General features: G+C 43.9%; 23 protein-coding genes. 18 read left to right on the forward strand and 5 right to left on the reverse strand.

Annotated features, from left to right (window positions below; genetic code table 11):
* Positions 1–40 precede the first annotated feature (40 nt).
* Positions 41–619, reverse strand: coding sequence for a DUF4190 domain-containing protein (locus tag ATL39_RS16690; protein ID WP_120194515.1), 579 nt, complete (start codon positions 617–619; stop codon positions 41–43).
* A gap of 159 nt (positions 620–778) precedes the next feature.
* Between ATL39_RS16690 and ATL39_RS16695 the strand changes: the two genes are divergently transcribed.
* From ATL39_RS16695 to ATL39_RS16760, 14 genes are all read left to right on the forward strand, one after another.
* Positions 779–1,456, forward strand: a complete 678-nt coding sequence (locus ATL39_RS16695; RefSeq protein ID WP_120194516.1) for a uracil-DNA glycosylase — start codon at positions 779–781, stop codon at positions 1,454–1,456.
* 18 nt (positions 1,457–1,474) lie between these two features.
* The gene (locus tag ATL39_RS16700) at positions 1,475–2,305 is read left to right on the forward strand and encodes an aldo/keto reductase (protein WP_120194517.1); all 831 of its coding nucleotides are present in this window, start codon (positions 1,475–1,477) and stop codon (positions 2,303–2,305) included.
* Positions 2,306–2,545: 240 nt separating this feature from the next.
* Positions 2,546–3,832: an ammonium transporter gene (locus ATL39_RS16705; RefSeq protein WP_120194518.1), complete on the forward strand. Its 1,287-nt coding sequence runs from the start codon at positions 2,546–2,548 to the stop codon at positions 3,830–3,832.
* Position 3,833: 1 nt separating this feature from the next.
* Positions 3,834–4,853 (forward strand): DUF294 nucleotidyltransferase-like domain-containing protein, encoded by a 1,020-nt coding sequence (locus tag ATL39_RS16710; RefSeq protein ID WP_120194519.1) that lies wholly within the window; start codon positions 3,834–3,836, stop codon positions 4,851–4,853.
* Positions 4,853–5,560, forward strand: a complete 708-nt coding sequence (locus tag ATL39_RS16715; RefSeq protein ID WP_120194520.1) for an exonuclease domain-containing protein — start codon at positions 4,853–4,855, stop codon at positions 5,558–5,560. Before ATL39_RS16710 ends, ATL39_RS16715 begins: the two co-directional genes overlap by 1 nt.
* 34 nt (positions 5,561–5,594) lie before the next feature.
* Positions 5,595–5,942 (forward strand): MerR family transcriptional regulator, encoded by a 348-nt coding sequence (locus ATL39_RS16720; protein ID WP_120194521.1) that lies wholly within the window; start codon positions 5,595–5,597, stop codon positions 5,940–5,942.
* Positions 5,943–6,016: 74 nt separating this feature from the next.
* Positions 6,017–6,196, forward strand: coding sequence for a hypothetical protein (locus tag ATL39_RS16725; RefSeq protein WP_120194522.1), 180 nt, complete (start codon positions 6,017–6,019; stop codon positions 6,194–6,196).
* Between the two features lie 92 nt (positions 6,197–6,288).
* Positions 6,289–6,678 carry a hotdog fold thioesterase gene (locus ATL39_RS16730; RefSeq protein WP_120194523.1) on the forward strand — a complete coding sequence of 130 codons (390 nt, stop codon included), beginning with the start codon at positions 6,289–6,291 and terminating at the stop codon, positions 6,676–6,678.
* Between the two features lie 202 nt (positions 6,679–6,880).
* Positions 6,881–7,198: a DUF5327 family protein gene (locus ATL39_RS16735; protein WP_120194524.1), complete on the forward strand. Its 318-nt coding sequence runs from the start codon at positions 6,881–6,883 to the stop codon at positions 7,196–7,198.
* A 24-nt stretch (positions 7,199–7,222) separates the two neighbouring features.
* Positions 7,223–7,594 carry a DUF423 domain-containing protein gene (locus tag ATL39_RS16740; RefSeq protein ID WP_120194525.1) on the forward strand — a complete coding sequence of 124 codons (372 nt, stop codon included), beginning with the start codon at positions 7,223–7,225 and terminating at the stop codon, positions 7,592–7,594.
* A gap of 41 nt (positions 7,595–7,635) precedes the next feature.
* On the forward strand, positions 7,636–8,436 hold the full coding sequence (cysQ, locus tag ATL39_RS16745; RefSeq protein ID WP_120194526.1) for a 3'(2'),5'-bisphosphate nucleotidase CysQ: 801 nt from the start codon (positions 7,636–7,638) through the stop codon (positions 8,434–8,436).
* 163 nt (positions 8,437–8,599) lie between these two features.
* The gene (locus tag ATL39_RS16750; protein WP_120194527.1) at positions 8,600–9,223 is read left to right on the forward strand and encodes a cell wall hydrolase; all 624 of its coding nucleotides are present in this window, start codon (positions 8,600–8,602) and stop codon (positions 9,221–9,223) included.
* Between the two features lie 145 nt (positions 9,224–9,368).
* Positions 9,369–9,836, forward strand: coding sequence for an RDD family protein (locus ATL39_RS16755; protein WP_120194528.1), 468 nt, complete (start codon positions 9,369–9,371; stop codon positions 9,834–9,836).
* 166 nt (positions 9,837–10,002) lie between these two features.
* Positions 10,003–10,950, forward strand: coding sequence for a DUF6612 family protein (locus ATL39_RS16760; RefSeq protein ID WP_120194529.1), 948 nt, complete (start codon positions 10,003–10,005; stop codon positions 10,948–10,950).
* A 144-nt stretch (positions 10,951–11,094) separates the two neighbouring features.
* Here ATL39_RS16760 and ATL39_RS16765 read toward each other — a convergent pair whose 3' ends face one another.
* A complete protein-coding gene (locus ATL39_RS16765; protein WP_120194530.1) occupies positions 11,095–11,976 on the reverse strand; it encodes a PepSY domain-containing protein in 882 nt (293 codons plus the stop codon).
* Between the two features lie 179 nt (positions 11,977–12,155).
* Between ATL39_RS16765 and ATL39_RS16770 the strand changes: the two genes are divergently transcribed.
* The gene (locus ATL39_RS16770) at positions 12,156–12,806 is read left to right on the forward strand and encodes a class D sortase (protein ID WP_120194531.1); all 651 of its coding nucleotides are present in this window, start codon (positions 12,156–12,158) and stop codon (positions 12,804–12,806) included.
* A 92-nt stretch (positions 12,807–12,898) separates the two neighbouring features.
* Here the strand turns inward: ATL39_RS16770 and ATL39_RS16775 are convergent, their stop codons facing one another.
* Positions 12,899–13,720: a DUF368 domain-containing protein gene (locus ATL39_RS16775; protein ID WP_120194532.1), complete on the reverse strand. Its 822-nt coding sequence runs from the start codon at positions 13,718–13,720 to the stop codon at positions 12,899–12,901.
* 141 nt (positions 13,721–13,861) lie between these two features.
* On the reverse strand, positions 13,862–14,182 hold the full coding sequence (locus tag ATL39_RS16780) for a DUF3817 domain-containing protein (RefSeq protein ID WP_120194533.1): 321 nt from the start codon (positions 14,180–14,182) through the stop codon (positions 13,862–13,864).
* 250 nt (positions 14,183–14,432) lie between these two features.
* Between ATL39_RS16780 and desA the strand changes: the two genes are divergently transcribed.
* From desA to ATL39_RS16795, 3 genes are all read left to right on the forward strand, one after another.
* Positions 14,433–15,479, forward strand: coding sequence for a Delta(5) desaturase DesA (desA, locus tag ATL39_RS16785; protein ID WP_120194534.1), 1,047 nt, complete (start codon positions 14,433–14,435; stop codon positions 15,477–15,479).
* A 173-nt stretch (positions 15,480–15,652) separates the two neighbouring features.
* The gene (locus ATL39_RS16790; RefSeq protein ID WP_120194535.1) at positions 15,653–16,789 is read left to right on the forward strand and encodes a sensor histidine kinase; all 1,137 of its coding nucleotides are present in this window, start codon (positions 15,653–15,655) and stop codon (positions 16,787–16,789) included.
* Positions 16,786–17,385, forward strand: coding sequence for a response regulator transcription factor (locus ATL39_RS16795; protein WP_120194536.1), 600 nt, complete (start codon positions 16,786–16,788; stop codon positions 17,383–17,385). Before ATL39_RS16790 ends, ATL39_RS16795 begins: the two co-directional genes overlap by 4 nt.
* A gap of 56 nt (positions 17,386–17,441) precedes the next feature.
* Here ATL39_RS16795 and ATL39_RS16800 read toward each other — a convergent pair whose 3' ends face one another.
* Positions 17,442–19,616: an ATP-dependent Clp protease ATP-binding subunit gene (locus tag ATL39_RS16800; protein ID WP_120194537.1), complete on the reverse strand. Its 2,175-nt coding sequence runs from the start codon at positions 19,614–19,616 to the stop codon at positions 17,442–17,444.
* Positions 19,617–19,840: the final 224 nt, after the last annotated feature.

A 19,840-nucleotide genomic window follows, 5' to 3' on the forward strand; every position in this document is an offset into this window, starting at 1 on the left:
AGAACAAAAAAAGAGACAGCTCAGCCGTCTCTTTTCTTCATTAATTTTGAAATTGCTCCATCTGCTGATTAATCTCGTTTTGTATTTCTGGAGGCAGGTTATCCCCAAGTAATACAGCCAGCAGGCCTAAAACAATCAAAAGACCGGAGATTACCATACCGATAGTACTGAAGATAATACCGGCAATGGCAAGACCTCTTCCTGTTTTAAACGCCCGCTTTACCGCACGAAGTCCCATAATACCAAGAATTAAACCAATAAGGCCCAATAGAAAGCCTACAGGAGGAACAAAGAAAGCCAACACAGAAAGAATACCTAATATAAGAGCTACTAATGCTTTGTTGTTCTTTCCTCCATCGCCTGCATCTCTACTGGAATGGCGGTCATTTTTCCGGTCTGACACCGACCGGTCGCGGTTATCGAGGCGTTCATCCCTGCGCCTGTGTTCATCGCGTTCATCAAAACGGTCTCTATCCCTGTCGTTCATCATTGCGGGTTCTTCATCTCTTCTTCTGTCATCGTCTTCGAACGTGTTCCGCTCGGCAGAACGATCATCTCTTGCATCCAGATTATCCTTGCTGCGGTCGGATCGAAATCGTCTGTTTTCTTTATCGTCCATATAAACTCACCTCTCCTGCTTTCCATTTATCTTTATCGGAGCATAGTTACTCATACCACTATTTCATGGTTTCTAAGCATGTATCTTTTAGGTGGAGGACGTTTTCATATCTCAGACAGCGGGTATAGATTCCAGATGCCGCACAAAGGAGAATCGTCTATGAACATATTGGAAAATGATTGGGCTCCGCTTCTCGAAGAAGAGTTTGAAAAAGAGTATTATGAAGAGCTACGGCAGTTTTTAAAGAAAGAATATACAGAGCATACGGTGTATCCGGATATGTATGATATTTATAATGCGCTTCATTATACAAGCTATGAAAATACAAAAGTTGTTATTTTGGGACAGGATCCCTATCACGGGCCGAATCAGGCTCACGGATTGAGCTTTTCGGTGCAGCCAAAAGTAAAAACTCCTCCGTCCCTCCAGAATATTTTTAAAGAACTAGAAGAAGACCTTGGGTTGGAACCACCCGGTCATGGGTATTTAAAAAAATGGGCCGACGAAGGAGTACTGCTGTTAAATACAGTGCTGACCGTGCGTAAAGCAGAGGCCAATTCCCACAAAAACAAAGGCTGGGAAACATTCACGAATGAAATTATAAAAAGAATTAACGAAAAAGAAGATCCAGTTGTTTTTCTGCTGTGGGGGAAACATGCGCAGTCAAAACAAGAACTGATTACCAATTCCCATCATATGATTATTACATCGGCACACCCCAGTCCTTTTGCCGCACATCGTGGATTTTTTGGAAGCAAGCCGTTTTCAAGAACCAACACGTTCTTAAAGAAGGCCGGCCGTCCGGAAATAGACTGGTCCATTCCAACAAACGTATAAATGAAGGAGAGATGTTATATGATAAATACAGCAACCGTTTCATTAAATAATGGAGTAAACATGCCCTGGGTCGGACTCGGCGTGTATAAAGCCGAATCTGGAGAACCTACAAAAAATGCGGTGCTTCAGGCATTGAAAGACGGATATAGAAGCATCGATACGGCTTCCTTTTATGATAATGAAGAAAGTGTAGGAGAAGCTATTCGGGAAAGCGGCGTTCCCAGAGAAGAAATTTTTCTGACAACAAAAGTGTGGAATGATGAACAGGGATTTGAACAGACAATGGAAGCTTTTGAACGCTCCCGCCAAAAACTTGGCGTAGATGTTATTGACCTGTACCTTATCCACTGGCCGGTTCCGGGAAAGTATAAAGAAACCTGGGGCGCTATGGAAAAATTATATAATGAAGGAAAAGTAAAAGCGATCGGCGTCAGCAATTTTACAGAAGAACATTTGGAGAATCTAATGAAGGAAGCAAAAATTACGCCTGCGGTAAACCAAGTGGAGTATCATCCGAAAAACGCTCAAAAAGGACTTCGTGAGTTTTGTGAAACGCATGGAATTCAAATGGAAGCATGGCGCCCGCTCGGAAGAGGGGACCTGCTGGAAGATGAAACCATCCAGCAGATTGCGGACAGGCATGGGAAAACAACAGCGCAGATTCTTATCCGCTGGTGCCTGGAGACCAAAGTTGTAACGATTCCAAAATCAATCACTCCGGAGCGGATTACTGCCAACGCCCAGGTATTCGATTTTTCCCTTACGGCTGAAGATATTCAGGCTATTGACGGGATGAACGAAGATCTTCGGTACGGTTATCACCCGGATGACTTTCCTTATGATAAATAAAAAACGATAAATAGACACTTCCTACAAAAAAACTGCCTGTTTTCAGGTAGTTTTTTTGTTATGTTTTGAAATCGCTATCACCACTGCCGCACTAAGAGCAGACTAAAAGGGCGCAGAATTATGTATTCCATTTGCATGTAAGATTATCTAACAAAAAACTGGATTCTGAAAATTTAAAATGTAAAATAACATTAACGCAAGATGTTAACTAAGTTCACATTTGAGAGGAGAGATTTTTAGATGGATCCAATGTTTTTAATGAACAATCTGTGGGTTATGATCGCATTTATTCTAGTTATTCTAATGCAGGGTGGGTTTATTCTTTTGGAGGCCGGCTCAACGCGAATGAAAAACGCCGGGCATATTGCCGGTAAGACAGTATTTACACTGGGAATAGCATCTCTAGTTTTCTGGGCTGTCGGTTACGGTTTTATTTACGGGGAAAGTCTTGGCGGCATCATTGGTTTCTCAGACTTTTTCTTCGGTGATGCTACTACAATGTTTGATGGGCTGGCTGGTTCCGTTGACTTTATCTTTCAGCTTGCTTTTGCAGCCATTGCATTAACGATTGCATTTGGCGGATTTGCAGAAAGAGCTAAATTATCAGCTTATATTGTATTTGCCTTATTGTTCTCGGCTGTTGTTTATCCGGTAGTTGCCCACTGGATCTGGGGCGGAGGCTGGATCAGCGAGCTTGGTAAACAGGATTTCGCAGGTTCTACTGTAGTTCACTTAACTGGTGCAATGGCAGCGATGGCGGCAACGATTCTACTTAAGCCGCGTATTGGTAAATTTAATAAAGATGGTTCTCCTAACGAATTAGCAGGACATAACCAGGTATTTACGGCTTTAGGTGTACTTCTTCTATGGGTAGGTTGGTTTGGATTTAACGCTGGTAGTACATTCGGTGTAGATGATGCGTTCTTTGGCTTTGTTGCATTGAATACTCAGCTTGCAGCAGCAGGCGGTGCCGTGGCGGCTCTCCTTATTGCATGGGCTGTTATCGGCAAGCCGGACGTACCGACTATGCTGAATGGAGCACTTGCAGGACTTGTAGCTATTACAGCATCCTGCGCATTCGTTGACCCGTGGGCCGCAGTTATTATTGGTATCATCGGTGGATTGATTGTATTTGGAAGCATGAAGCTGGTAGAAAAGCTTGGAATTGACGATCCGATCTTTGCTATCTCCGTTCACGGGGCAGCAGGTATCTGGGGTACACTTTCTACAGGATTCTTTGCTACACCGGCATTAGCTGAACTAAACGGAGGACGTGCAGGATTGTTCTATGGCGGCGGACTTACGCAGCTGGGTGTACAGGCTATCAGTGTTGTTGCCTGCGGACTCTTCGCTTTTGTCGCAGCTTATGTACTTCTTCTTATCACGAAAGGTATTACAGGAGGCCTAAGAGTTTCTGAAGAAGAAGAAATTATGGGTCTTGATATAAGTGAACATGGAAGCTATGGTTATCCAGAGGCACTGAAAGCAGCAGAATCAAACAATTCTGAATCAAAGACAGGAGCGTAATATGACAAAATCTTCCGTATCTCCGCAGGAGGGCAAAGGCCCTCTGTCACCTTCTTATGAGTCCTATGAAGACATTAAACAGCTCAAAGAGTCCCAGGTAAACGAGATTGCAGAAGATCCAATGAAGCTCAATGACGCACATGATGAGTGGATTAAGGAAACCATTGCTCTTGCTATACAAAAAGTAGAAAGTGAGCGGGGACCTTCTCCCGCTCACTTTGCTTTTTTTCTAATGGGAAGCGCAGGGCGTAAAGAACAGGCAACATTCAGCGATCAGGACCATGGGATTGTATTCGACGGCAGCGACGAAGAACACCAGTCCTACTTTTTAAAAGTAGGAGAAGAAATACGCGAAGGTATGGCGCACGTGGGCTATCCCCGCTGTGAAGGGAAAGTAATGGCCTCACACCCCCGCTGGTGCCACAGCATCGATGGATGGAAAGAGCAGATCGACGGGTGGATTGAGACAGATACCTGGGAAACGCTCCGTCACCTGCTGACATTTGTGGACGCCAGAACTCTTGTAGGAGAAACAGAGTTTCTGGAGGAAATCAAAAATCACGTATTTCAAAAAGCGCAGGAGAATCCCTCCTTATTAAAGCGGATGTCTGAAAATACTTCCTATCTTCATAAAGGTGTAAACGCATTTGGCAGGCTGCTACCGGAAGATAAAGGAGCCTATACAGGATCGATGCATATTAAAGATGTTGGTTTCTTTCCCTATGTACATGCGATGCGGCTGCTTGCAATTAAAGAGAGCATACAGGAAGCCGGAACGGCCAGCCGGATGGACCAGACAAGTGAAAAGTATCCATTTGTTCAAGGGAAAAAAGATCATTTTAACCATATGCTTGATCTGCGGGCTTCCTTTTCGAAAAAGCAGAAAACCTACGATGATGTGCACTATGTACCGATCGAAGAACTGGACAAAGACGAAAAGCAGCAGTTGAAAAAAGCATTAAAAGAGGGAAAGAATCTGTTTCAGCAGACTAAAAAACATATGGAGTCAGGTGACCAGTAATGGTAATGAATAATATGTTTCAGTGGGTCCGTCAGTTCTCAGGAGTAGACCAGTCCAACCCTCAGCACCAATCTTTTATGAGACACCTGCAAAAAGAGTTAAAAGCAGAACAGCCGCTTACAAAGCCAATCTCTTCCCTGCGGATCACCGTGCTTGATCTGGAAACCTCCGGATTTTACCCGGATGGGGGAGACAAAATTCTCTCTATTGGAGCCGTTAAGATTAAAAACAGCAACGTGCAGAAAGATGACACGTTTTATACCACAGTGCAGGAACCGGATGCTTTATCCGAGGAAATCGGGGAGCTGACCGGCCTGAAAAAAGAAGAACTGCAGGAGGCACCGCCGCTTGCAGATGCTCTGACAGCTTTCTATAACTTTGCGCAGACGGATCTCCTTGTCGCCCACCATGCAAGCCATGAAAGAAAATTTCTGCAGCATGCTACCTATCAGGCTATCGGTACAAGCTTCAAGCACCGCCTGCTTGATACATCCTTTTTAATGAAAATCGCCGCTCCTGAGCATGAGCTTCATACGCTTGATGATTGGTGCGGGCACTATAAAATTCCTGTAGAAAATCGCCATAATGCCCTTGGAGATGCCGTAATGACGGCCGAACTCTGGAAGCGGGCAGTAGAGGGGACGATGGAACAGGGGTTTGAAACACTTCATGATGTATACGCTCATTTAAATAGCCGGACAAGGTGATCAGGTCTTGGAAGGAGAAAAGGAGGAGAGCAGGGTGAAAGGCCATATTCCCCGTCATACCGCATGTTTCCCCATCAGCGTAGTGCAGGAATTGACTCATTTGTCCGCACGGCAAATACGATACTACGAAGAACAGGGGCTGATTTCTCCAGAGAGAAATCAGGGCAACCAACGGCTGTTTTCACTAGCAGATATTGACCGGTGCAGCGATATTAAAGAGCTTATCGACCAGGGCCTTAACATAGCCGGCATTAAAACCGTGCTGGCAGCTAAAAAAACATCAAAGGAAAAAAAGGTGAACGTCCCAAAGCGTTCCATTCCTAAAGAAAATCTTGATAAGCTTCAACCCCATTTAAAGAAATTAGGAGAACTGGAAAATTAAAAAAATGAGTCTTTCTTCTTCGTTTAATGATAGAAAACAACGGGTATTTCTATCATTACGGAGGTGTTGTAAGCATGGCTTATATTCTAATCGATGACATGCAGATTCCGGCAGTAAAGTACGAAGAGAAGGAAGCAGCCAAAGAGGCCGCAGCCGATAAGGAAGTAGTCGTTCAGGACAACAACAATAAATTCTGGGTAATAGACGAAGAAAGCTACGCAAAAATTGAAAGTTTCGGCTATACAATCGTCTAATACCTGCCAGCCCAGGCACTGCTTTTTAACATAAAAGCAGTGTCTTTTTTCTATAATGAGTTAGAAAGATTACAGAAAAAGGAGTGATATTCATGGCAGAAGATGTACAATATGAGACGTTAATGGATGCATTGGGTATTCGTATCGTTACGCTGGAAAAAGAAAAAGTGATAGCGGAAATGCCGGTAGACGGAAGAGTAAAGCAGCCGTTTGGTCTTCTTCACGGAGGCGCGTCAGTAGCTCTTGCTGAAACCTTAGCCAGTGTAGGCGCTTATCATCTGGTAGACCAGGATAAACAATACGTGGTGGGCCTCGAGATAAACGCCAATCATATTAGGAGCAAAAAAGAGGGGATCGTTACAGCAGTAGGTATTCCCCTTCACATAGGACGTTCGACAATGGTATGGGAAATCAAGCTGATGGATGAGGAAGACAAGCTCCTCTGTGTTTCCCGCTGCACTATTGCGGTAAGATCTTTTTAAAAAAGCAGGTTCTTGTATACCAATCAACAGTTTGAAAGAGCGCCGGTTTAAGTTCTCCAGACGAGCACGGCCGGCTGATTCTGCTTTATCTGTTTTGATCTATTCACGATAAGTATAAGATCACAAAGCTGCTACTTAACCATGGCTATGCAAGATGCTATACTATACAAAGCATAGAAAGCCGAAAGCAGGTGACTTACTAATGAATATCTCCATCCGGGCTTTGTTGGAAAAGATGGAAGAAGAGCTTATTATGATCTCAGATCATGCAGATAAAGAAGAAGAGGCAGAAGTGAAAGCTCACGCGCGCATATTGGAAGCATACTGCGGGGTATTGCTGGCTTCCGATACCGGAGGCGCGGGGCATGCTTCTATACAGAACCGGAAGCCAGCGCCGGAAATGCCGAAGGAGCGGCCTGTACCTGTTCAAAAAGTTAAAGAATCCGCCGGTTCAAAGCCGGAATCCACCGTCTCGCCAGAAGAACTGCCTTCTACAGACGGCAGCCTATTTGATTTTTAGGAAGAACCGCAAAGGAGAATATGTATGTGGAAACTATTTATTATACTTGGAGCGCTGAACGCGGCCATCGCTGTCGGGTTCGGCGCTTTTGGAGCGCACGGACTTGAGGGGCGTATCAGCGCAAGGCTGATAGAGGTTTATCAAACCGGTGTTCAGTACCATATCATGCACGCCCTTGGTCTTCTGGCCATCGGACTTGCAGCTGCTCACATGGGCGGCAGTGCCCTTATCGCCTGGGCAGGGTGGCTGTTATTTGCCGGGATTATTATTTTTTCCGGTAGTTTATATACGATGGCTTTTACTGGTATCGGCTGGCTTGGAGCAATTACTCCCATTGGGGGAACAGCCTTTATTGCCGGCTGGATTCTGCTTGTTATCGCCGTTATTAAAGCCTAATCAACCAAAATACGTTTTAAAAGCAGAGAGAGGATGTTTCGATGTACAAAGAGCTGGTATACTCACTAAAAGATATAGCGGTAGCCGCTGGAATCGATATTATGGATGTGTATTCGGGGGATATGGAGGTCGAGCATAAAGACGATGATTCGCCGCTTACCATAGCGGACAAACGAGCCCATCAGACGATAGCCGCCGGCCTGGAAAAACTGGATGCGGACATCCCCGTTCTAAGTGAAGAAGGAACGATTGCTTCCTACGAAGAGAGAAAGAACTGGAAAAAATTCTGGCTGGTTGATCCGCTCGACGGCACGAAGGAATTTATTAAAAAGAATGGTGAGTTCACTGTGAACATCGCGCTGATCGAAGATTCCTACCCGGTATTGGGTGTGATTTATGCACCAGCTCTCGATACGTTGTATGTAGGGTATGGAGAGAAAGGGGCGGTTAAAATAGCCCAGGCTTCCAACCGCGGCTTTGCTTCTTTTGACGAGATGTGGAGCATGGGGGAGATTATTTCCGCGCTGTCGCCGGAGGGACCGGCCGAAGTAGTAGCCAGCCGCTCTCATATGAATGAGGAAACGGAAGCTTTTATTAATGAATTAAAAGACATACACGACCCGGTGAATGTCGTTTCCGCAGGAAGTTCACTGAAGTTCTGCCTCGTTGCCGAAGGGCAGGCACACTTCTATCCGCGCTATGCACCGACAATGGAGTGGGACACAGCGGCCGGACAGGCAGTAGTTGAAGCTGCCGGCGGTTCCGTATTGGATAACAGTAAAAATCGGTTTGCCTACAATAAAGAAAATCTTAAAAATGGCTGGTTTTTAGTAAAGGCATAAAAAAGTATTTTTGAAGGCCCTTCCTGGAAGGGCCTTTTTTTGTTTCACGTGAAACGTTTGAATAAATGAGGAAAAATGTTGGGTAGGTAATAATTACTGAAAAGTGAAAATACTGAGTTGTTTTGTTCACTTTGAGGTAAAGTAATAAGGAAGGAGGGGTTCAATGATTAATAATAAATGGCTGGTTTCGAGTTTTATTGCACTTATTATGGTATTAGGTTTTTCTATCGACTCGAAGCCGGCACAGGCAAATGAACAGGTTAATCTTCAAGAGCAGACAGTCATCAGCATTCAGGACAAGCTGCGCAGCATGAATTACTTAAATTCTGTATCAACCGGACACTACGGTCCACTGACAACTGAAGCAGTAAGACAGTTTCAGGCAGACTTCGGGCTTGCGGCCGATGGAGTGGCAGGTCCTGCTACTATCGCCAGACTGGATGAAGTAACATCCATCGCCCAGGTAGTTTACGGGGAAGCTAGAGGAGAATCTTATGAAGGACAGGTAGCTGTTGCTGCTGTAATTAAAAATAGAATAGAGTCTCCTGAGTTTCCATCTTCTGCGTCAGGTGTTATTCACCAGGTGAATGCGTTTACCGCAGTACAGGACGGGCAGTATTACTTAGCTCCGGACGCCACCGCATTTCAGGCGGTAAAGGATGCATGGAACGGCTGGGATCCTTCAGCCGGCGCAAATTATTATTATAATCCGGTAGATGCTACATCTTCCTGGATTTTCACAAGAACACCAAGACTATCCATCGGCAAGCACGTATTTGCTGATTGATAATCGAGCTGTCTCTTTAAAGAGGCAGCTTTTTGTTTTACTTATTTTAAATTCACAAAAAATTGGAAAATAGAATGTGAAGAATGTTATTCTATTATAGTAGATGTAAGGTACAGGAAGTACATAAAATAAGGAGGAGATAATGATGACAGGACAGCCGGGTGGTTTTTGGAGGCGGCTTGCGGCTAACATTATTGATGGTGTTATAGTCGGGATCGCAGGACTTATTATTGGTCTTATTGTTATTTACGTTTTTGGAGTAGAGCCAGCTTCTGCTCCCGAAGAAGGGTTGAATGTTGGTGTGGATTTCGCGAATAACAGCGTCAGCCTTCTTTACAGCTTAGCCCTGCCGGTGCTTTGGTCCGGCTATACGGTTGGTAAAAAAGCGTTAGGCATCCGTATTGTGAAAAAAGACGGAAGTAACGTAGGAATTGGCACCATGCTTATGAGAGTAGTAGTGAGCGGGATTGTTTATCTGTTTACATTAGGCATAGGCGTTATCGTATCTATCTTTATGGTAGCGATCCGCAAGGACAAGCGTGCGATTCATGACTTTATCGCAGGTACACAGGTAACTACATCTCTTCCTCCTGCAAAAGAAAAAACATATTAAGAAAAATCCTCCAGTTAACTCCTGGAGGATTTTTTAACAAATTAAGGAAAAGAAGTTTTGAAATTGGAAATGTAGGGCATAAAAAAAGTACCTGCTTATTTTTTTTCAAATAAGCATGCCATCTTAGATCCTACATACAAACAACCAAATAAGGGGCGCTTAACAAATGAAAAAGAAATCAGCAGTACTTACGTTAGCAGCAGCAACCGCAGTTGCTGTTCCATCCCAGGCTTTTGCAGAAGAGACGCCGGATGCAGCATCTATTCTGGAAGAATCAAACAAGGCAATGATGGAGCTGGAGAGTTATTCGAGTGAAACAATGATGGAGCAGACGGTAACGGATCCGATGATGGAAGGCGGTTCATTTACTACGACGACTCATTCTATGGAAGATGTGATAATGAATCCTTTTTCCATGAAACAGACGGCGACTACGTCCATGGACGGCGAAGAGACGACGCTTGATTCCTACTGGACAGAAGACGGCTTCTACCAGCAGAACGTAGATGGAAGCTGGATAAAGATGGATGAGACATTTACGGGCGACATTAATGAACTTATCGCTATGTCCCAAAGCGGAGCTCAGATGGAGCAGACGGCTGTGCTTGGAGAAGATATGTCCGTGGAAGACGCTGGAGACAGTTACATCCTTACCTATGAAGGAGAGGGAGACGAGCTGATGGAATCCGCTGAAGAAATGCTGACTTCCATTATGCCTGAAGAAGATACCGGCATGATGGCTGCTGCAATTTTTGAGGATATCACGGTGAATGACCTTCAGTATGTGATGACGGTAGACAAAGAAACTCATTATATGACGGAAACCACGATGGACCTGGACATGGATTTATCTATTGAAGAAGAAAGTATGAATATTGTACAGAGTCTGGATATGACTGTATCTAATTTCAATGGAGTCGATGAAATCGTGGTACCTGAAGACGTAGTAAACAGCGCAGTGCCGATGGATGCAATGATGGAAGAGGAAATGAAAGAAGGCGGTGCGCTTCCTGATACGGCAACGAATAATCCGTTTTACGCAGCAGCTGGAGCTATTGCGGCCGCCGCAGCCGGCAGTATGCTGTTCTTCCGCCGCAGATTTGCACGCAGTTAATTACAATAAAATATAGAATACCGGCATTGCCGTTTGGTGTTGATTGTGTTTTTAATCCTGGTTACTACTATCAAAATATATCCTTTTTAGAGCATTTTAAAATCCTTCCTGATTGTTCAGGAAGGATTTTTTGATTAGCGGAAATTAATCGTCATAATCGACCTTCATAACATCGCCGGTTTCTGCATCGACATCGACATCTACTTCATTGTTATTATTGTCATAAAGCTCCATCTCATAGTGCATTCTGCCATCGTCGTCGTCGAGTTCAATTTCTTTAACGGAAGCACCGTTTCCAACTTCTTTTACAGCAATAGTTTTTGCGTCATCCATACTTACAGCCAGCCCGTTAGTAGAGGAAGCGGATTCGCGTTCATCATCGTCATCATCATTGTCATCGTCGTCTCTGTTGGAAGCAGCGCCGTCATCGGTTTTTCCGGTATTTTCAGATCCATTTACTCTTTCTTTCTCGTCTTCTTTAATAAATTCACCGGTTTCTGCGTTATATTCCAGTTCATATTCGAATTCGCTGCCTGTGATGTCAATGTCATATTTATACACGCCGTCATCGGAATCAAGATCTACATCTGTAACGGTGCCGGGATAATCCTGATTGGCCCGTTCGTTGATTTCCTCTGCGGATAGCAGATTGCTTTCTGCCTTCTGATTTGAAGAATTTAATGATTCTTTCTCATCTTCTTTAATAAATTCACCGGTTTCTGCATGATATTCTACTTCATACTTATAGTCTTCTCCGATAATATCCAAATCGTATTTCTTTACGCCGTCATCAGATTCCAGATCGATATCGACTATTTTGCCCGGATAATCCTGATTAGCGATCTCACTGATTTCTTCTACAGATAGAAGGCCGCTGTTAGTGTTATTTTGTTCCTGACTTTCCGACTGATCCTGTGACACTCCACCAACTACTTCGTCATCAGCAGAAGCTGAAAATTGATTAACTCCAACAGCAGCACCTCCAAGGCCTATTACGCACGCACTGGCAATCATAAATTTTTTCATTTTGTATGTCCTCCTTGTTTAATTTGTTACCCTTATCATAAAGGTACAAAATGAAAGAACCCTGAATGCTGTATGAGAAAATGATGAGAAATGCATAAGTATTTCATTGATTTACTCATTCTGGAAGAATGCAGTGTCTTGTCGTATAATGGAAACCATACATAAAAGAGGAGGCCGACATGGAAAAACTCTATATTTTTATTATGTGCGCGGGTCTTGCCGTGGCCGGTTACTTTGGTTATCAATGGTGGCAGGGAAGCCAGTCGGTTGAAACCATTTCAATAGAAGAAAGCGAAACAGAGGCTCCTGCTGAAGCCAATATGGCAGAGGCTGAAGAAACACAGACGGAAGATGCTGGAAGTTCTGAGCCCGCAGAGCAGGAAACGGCCCCTGTGATGAGCGATGAAGTGACAGGATACGAGCAGGGCGAGGAAATGGCCCGCCTGGAAATTCCTAAAATTGAAAATGCCTATAAAACGTTTTGGGGGGCAGATGATGCTACGTTAAAACAAGGCGTAGGCATGTACGTGAGTGAATGGACGACCACTCCCGACCAAAAGCGTCATACGGTTCTAAGCGGGCATCGAGATACGGTTTTTACGGAGCTTGGAGAGTTGGAAACCGGCGACATGCTGGCTCTGGAATACGATGGTAAGCGGTATGAATATGAAATATCAAAAACATGGATTACGGATAAAGACGACCGGACGGTGATTGTAGATAAGGATACGCCAACGCTGACACTGACGACCTGTTATCCACTCGACTACCTGGGCAACGCTCCGGATCGTTACATTATTCAGGCAGAACTCGTATCGGTTTCAGAATAAATGCTTTTATTTTTATACATGAGATAAATAAAACACCCGGTCTTCACGGATTCTCTGCTTTACAGAGTCCTGAAGAACCGGGTGTTTTTGTATTATAGTTTGCTGTTATTAATCTGCCCTAAAATGACAGCGAGGCCAAATCCAATCAAAAACATCACAACACTGGCGAAAAAGAGGCCGATGCTTCCGGGAATCCCTGGAAATACAACGAAAAGCGAGCCGATGAGAAGGCCGATCATTGTAGCGTAGGTTCCCTTCGAATGATTGCGCAGCAGAAAGTGGATAAATTTACTCATGATAAGAATACCAACTACTATACCAAGGCCTACAACAATGAGAACGAGAAGATTTAAAGAAGACACGGCGGCAATAACAGTAGGGTAAGCTCCGATAATAAGAAGAACAAACGAACCGCTCACACCGGGAAGCAGCATAGCTGAACTTGCCAGCCAGCCCGCAAAAAATAAGAATACATAGCCGCTTAAACTAATCGAAGTCATAATGTCACCGGTATCTTCCTGTAGAAGGCCCGAAGCAATCACCACAGCAGCAGCGACTGCCAAGATAGCGTAGTGTTTGCCGGTAAAGGACCGGCGATAGTCTGCTTCTCTCATTAGAAACGGGATGGTACCTAAAATTAAACCGATAAAAAGCGAAAAGGTAGGCTCCGGGTAGTCGAGGAGCAGCCACTCGATGACGTTGCTCAACGCCAGAATGGCTGTCCCCATGCCGATACCGAGAGGAATAAAAAAACCGAGCTGGCTTTTCCATTCTTTTGTCGTCAATTTATTAATACCGTCAATCAACCGTCCATAAATACCGAGTATTAAAGCCATGGTACCGCCGCTTACGCCGGGAATGACATCACTTGTTCCCATGACAAACCCGCGCAGCAGATTTTTCCATTCAATCATCATATGTACTCCTTTAATTGCATTTTCAAAAAACAATCTGTATCTGTTATATCATGTTTACAAAGAAAATACGACAACTACCTTCAAACGGTAGAAAAGCCTGCTCCGTTTCAATACGGACAGGCTTCCGGGTCTTCTCTATTACTGTCCAAAAGTAAGGGGAGTAACACCTGTTTCTTCTTCCCGTCTTAGACTTTTTTCAAAAATAAACGGTCCGAAAGGGATCACTGAAACGGCCATAGCGACTAAAGCACGCAGAAATGACCAGCGTCTCTGTACCCATACGACAAGAACAAGGGCAATATAAATAGTGAAGAGACCGCCGTGGGCTGCCCCTACGATTGTCACCGCCATATCTATCCCGGCCATGTATTTAAGAGGCATAGCCAGAAACAGGAGCGCGACAAATGATATTCCTTCAATAACTCCGGTGAGGCGTAAAGGCTTAAGCATAGAACGCATGTGTGCGAGTGCTCCTTTCCATATTATCTATCTAAAAGCATAGCACAGCACGTTCATAGAGAACAAATGAAGGTTTTATGGCAGATTAAGAAAGAAAGCGTTTTATAGTTTGGGAATTAACAGGGAAAAAATACATGACATCTGTCATATGAGCAACTGACTTTCATGTCTTACCTCTTCCAGGCTTTCTCTATATGATTAAGTTATAACCAATAAACACACACGCCTATCGAAATGGGAGAGATTATATATGAGTAAGGCAAAACAGGCTCAACTACGAAAAACCGTAGCACCGTTTGAAAAATCAGACCAGTCAAAAAGTACTAAACAACTTTTCAATACATTAATCCCTTTCTTTACTTTATGGTTTTTAGCATACCAAAGCTTATCAATTTCCATCTGGCTCAGTCTTCCACTGTCCATTATAGCGTCCGGCTTCGTCGTAAGAACCTTTATTATCTTTCATGACTGCTGCCACCAATCCTTTTTCAAAAGCAAGAAGGCCAATTCTATTTTAGGGACGATAACAGGTATAATAACGCTGTTTCCTTTTGAAAAATGGAAAAGAGAACATTCCATTCACCACGCGACCAGCAGTAATCTCGATAAGCGCGGCGTTGGCGACATCTGGGTAATGACCGTAGACGAATATAAAGAAGCATCTGCTTTTGAAAAATTCTCCTACCGTCTGTACCGCAACCCGCTTGTTATGTTCGGCCTCGGACCGTTTTACCTGTTTCTTATTACAAACCGTTTTAACCGTAAAGGTCCAAGACGTAAAGAACGCATAAACACGTATATTATTAATGCGTCCATTGTAGCTATTTACGGCGTAATGATTGCTGTCATCGGATGGCAGGCATTCCTGCTCGTACAGGGACCAATCCTGTTCGTTTCCGGTTCTCTCGGCATCTGGCTTTTCTATGTGCAGCATCAATTTGAAGATTCGTATTTCGAAGAAGAAAGCGAATGGGATTTTGTTAAAGCTGCAGTAGATGGAAGTTCTTATTACAAGCTTCCAAAGGTACTTCAGTGGGCAAGTGGAAACATCGGCTATCACCATGTACACCATCTCAGCCCGCGCGTGCCGAACTATAATCTCGAACAGGCCCATGAATCAACGCCGCCTCTTCAACAGGCTACTACGATCACGCTTGGTTCGAGTTTGAAATCTATTCGTTTCCGTCTTTATGACGAAAAGAATAAAACGTTTGTAGGCTTTCGGGAAATGAAGAAAGCTACTCTAAAAGAAAACATGATACTGGATAGGGAAAAAGCCAGCTTTCAGGAAAAGTAATAGTATAAGAAGCCATTCCTTAAAACGGGGGATGGCTTTTTTTCTATAGAAGTATGGTTGTTTCACATAGAAGAAGAGAACGATTCTGCAGAGGGGGAATAAGAGAATTGTCTGATATACTTACAGTAAGACATACAAAGAAACAAAAGACACAAACCTTTAAGGAGAGCGCCATGAATAATTGGTATCAAATTTTTCCGAAAAACACATGGCTCAGCACGTATGTATGGATTATTTTCTTTTTGCTGCCATTTTATTTTATTATCCGTTCGTCCACTGTTCCTGAAATTATTCTGGGCGTTATTTTTATACTGCTGTTTTTCGTGGCCTATCGCTTAACCTTTCTAGCTTCTGGATGGCTTGTTTACTTTTGGGTGGGAACGGCAATTACGATCAGTATTATTATGACGCTTTTTTACGGCTATGTTTATTTTTCTCTTTTCCTGGCCTTTTTCATAGGGAATGTAAAGCATAAGACAGGCTTTTATATTTTATATGGTATTCATTTATTAACAGCAGTTGCGACCATTAATATTTTGTTTTTTACGGAAAATGAACTGTTTCTCTCCCAGTTTCCGTTTATTGTTATCAGCGTTATAGGGATTATTCTGCTTCCTTTCAACACATTTAACCGCAACAAGCGGGAAAAACTGGAAAGCCAGCTTAAAGACGCCAACCAGAAAATTTCCCAGATGGTTGTGATGGAAGAACGGCAGCGGATTGCAAGAGATCTTCATGATACGCTCGGACAGAAGCTCTCGCTTGTCGGCTTGAAAAGTGACCTCGCCGGGAAGCTGATAGACGCCAATCCGGAAGCGGCTAAACGGGAAATCAATGATATCAGCCAGACCTCGCGGACCGCTTTAAAAGAAGTCCGGGAAATGGTTTCTGATATGCGCGGGACGAAGCTGAAAGACGAATTAATCCGCATTGAACAGGTTTTAAAAGCCGCAGAGGTGGAATTTACTATTAAAGACGAAACCACACTCGAAAAGACACCGCCGCTTGTGGAGAATGTGCTCAGCATGTGCTTAAAAGAAGCAGTAACCAATATAGTAAAACACAGTAAAGCAACCACGTGCCTGGTGGAACTGAATGAATCAGTGGATGAGCTGAGTATCCGCGTAAAGGACAATGGAACCGGCATCACCGGAAAAATAGATCCTACAAAGAAAAACGGCCTCCGCGGAATGGAGGAGAGGCTGGAATTTGTAAATGGCACCCTCGAGGTTTTATCCAAAGAGGGGACGGAGCTGTTTATTCGGGTGCCTACTGTCGTGAAACAAGTCAAACAGGAGGGAATGGCATGATAAAAATAGTGATTGCAGAAGATCAGGGAATGCTGTTGGGAGCCCTTGGCTCTATTTTGGACCTCGAAGAAGACATGACCGTGATCGGTAAAGCGAAAAACGGTCAGGAAGCGGTCACGCTCGTAAATCAGTTCAATCCGGATGTGTGTATTATGGACATTGAAATGCCGGTAAAAAGTGGTTTGGATGCAGCAGAAGAGTTGAAAGACCATCCCTGTAAAATAATTATATTAACTACGTTTGCCAGACCCGGTTATTTTGAAAGGGCCCGAAAGGCAGAAGTCGGCGGCTATTTGCTAAAAGACAGTCCAAGTGAAGAATTGGCCGATTCCATCCGGGTCATTATGAAAGGACGCCGCGTATACGCCCCGGAGCTGGTTGATATGGTTTTTCAAAACGATAACCCGCTGACAGATCGGGAAAAACAGGTCATTGAGCTGATCGCCGACGGTAAAAATACAAAAGAAATAGCCAGTGAGCTTTTTATTACAAATGGTACGGTCAGAAACTATATATCTATCATTTTTGATAAGCTTGGCGTTAGCAATCGCATTGAAGCAATTTCTCACTTTAAAGAAAAAGGCTGGTTTAAATAAATAGTATGTAAAAGCCGAAGGCCCTTTATGAAAGGGCCTTCGGCTTTTTTTGAATATTATTTTTGAGAAGAAACGCTGCTGTGGTTCGTTACGCTTATTTTATCATCAACCAGGCTGACGGTAATATGCTCTAATTTCTCTTCATCAAGCATGAGATCCGCAATGCCGTCTTCGACCTGCTCAGCAATTACGCGGCGGAGCGGTCTGGCACCAAAGGCTGGATCGTAGCCCAGATCAGCAAGTTTTGCTTTTGCTTCATCGGACACTTCTACCTTCATGTCTTGTTCTGCTGCTGCTTCTGTGATTTCAGAGAGCATAATGTCAACGATGGTAATTAAGTCTTCACGTTTTAATTCACCGAATTTAACGATGCTGTCAAAACGGTTAAGAAATTCCGGTTTAAAGGAAGTTTTAAGGGATTCAGTTACTTTTGGCTCGTCGTCGTCCTGACTGCCAAATCCAACGCTGACTTTTTTCAAGCCTGTTCCTGCATTGGATGTCATAATGATCACCGTATCTTTAAAACTTACGGTACGTCCCTGGCTGTCGGTCAGACGGCCATCTTCCATAATCTGTAGAAACATGTGCTGCACGTCAGGGTGCGCTTTTTCAATTTCATCTAGAAGAATAATGCTGTAAGGCTTGTGGCGCACTTTCTCCGTAAGCTGTCCGGCTTCTTCGTGGCCGACATAGCCTGGAGGGGAACCGACAAGCTTGGATACAGAATGTTTTTCCATATATTCGCTCATATCAAGCCGGATCATCGCTTCTTTATCTCCAAACATTTCTTTAGCCAGAGATTTGGATAATTCGGTTTTACCAACGCCCGTTGGTCCTACGAATAAGAAGGAACCAATAGGACGGCTTCCTCTGCGGAGACCTGCACGATTTCTGCGGATGGCCCGTGCCACTTTCTGGACAGCGTTCTCCTGGCCGATAACGTCGGCATTAAGGCGCTCAGGAAGATCTTTCATCTTCTGCTGTTCGTCTTTTTGAAGACGGCGTACAGGAATACCGGTTTTGTTTTCAATGATTTCCTGAATAACTTCCACCGTTACTTCTGCTTTGCTCTGGCTGACGGATTCGCCCGCAGCTGCTTTATCGCGCTGGCTCATTAAACGGGTTTCTTCGTCGCGGAGCTGAGCCGCTTTTTCATAGTTTTCCTGCTGGGTTGCTTTTTCTTTTTCTGCTGCTATTTGTTCCAGACGGCTTTGAATTTCAAGCTCATCATCGCTGCTGTGAAGCAGGTTAATCTTCGAACCGGCCTCATCCATCAGGTCAATAGCTTTATCTGGAAGAAAGCGGTCCTGAATATAGCGGCTGGAAAGAGAAACACATGCTTCCAGTGCTTCTTTTGTATAAGAAACCTGGTGGTATGCTTCATAATTTGGCTTTAGGCCGTCCAGGATAGCCACGGCATCGGCGCTGTTCGGTTCATTAACCATAACAGGCTGGAAACGGCGCTCCAGTGCAGCATCTTTTTCAATTTTTCTATATTCATTAAGCGTAGTAGCTCCAATAATCTGAACTTCGCCGCGGGCAAGTGCCGGCTTCATAATATTGCCTGCATCGGAAGATCCTTCGGCGGATCCTGCGCCCACAATTTGATGGATTTCATCAATAAATACAATAACATCCTGTCTGTCCTGCAGCTCTTGAAGCAGCTGTTTCATACGCTCTTCAAACTGGCCGCGGATACCGGTGTTTGCTACAAGCGAAGAAACATCAAGCAGGTAAATCTTCTTGTTTTTCAGCTTATTCGGCACATCGCCTTCCATAATTTTTAGAGCGAGGCCTTCTGCAATGGCTGTTTTACCAACACCGGGCTCTCCAATGAGAACCGGATTGTTTTTGTTGCGGCGGTTCAATGTTTCAATAACCCGCTCTACTTCTTTATGACGGCCGATGACCGGATCGATCATGCCGGCACGGGCTGCGTCTGATAGGTTTTTACCCAGATCATCAAGCAGGCCGCCGCCTTTATTGCCTCCGCCTTTACCGGCAGATGGCTGCTGCTGATTGTTGTTCATCTGCGAATTCATCATATTTTGGAAAAACTGGTCAAATGGGGACTGACCAGGCTGATTACCAAATCCGCTGGAAGGCTGTTTCATTTCCTGGCGGATTTCACGGTAGCATACATCACATAGGTTCATTTTCTGCTGGTAACCATTTATATTCATATTTAATTCAATACGGGCTTCTCGTTGTTCACAATGTTCACATCTCATAGTAGTGAACCTCCTTTTATCTTTAATAGAAAAGATAATGCATCTTAATAATTAGTAAGTGTAATAGCATTTTTTTAGAAAATCAAAGAAATTGCTTTGACTTTGACTATCTTTGATCTTATGAGTTTATTATATACTGACCTTATTTGACTTTCAAGTATTTTTAACTACTTTTTTTAAAAAATTTCTGATTTTCCTCCGGGATTGCAATATATAATAAAAAG

Origin of the sequence: Sinobaca qinghaiensis (assembly GCF_003610495.1) — a bacterium.
Classification (GTDB): Bacteria; Bacillota; Bacilli; order Bacillales; family Marinococcaceae; genus Sinobaca; species Sinobaca qinghaiensis.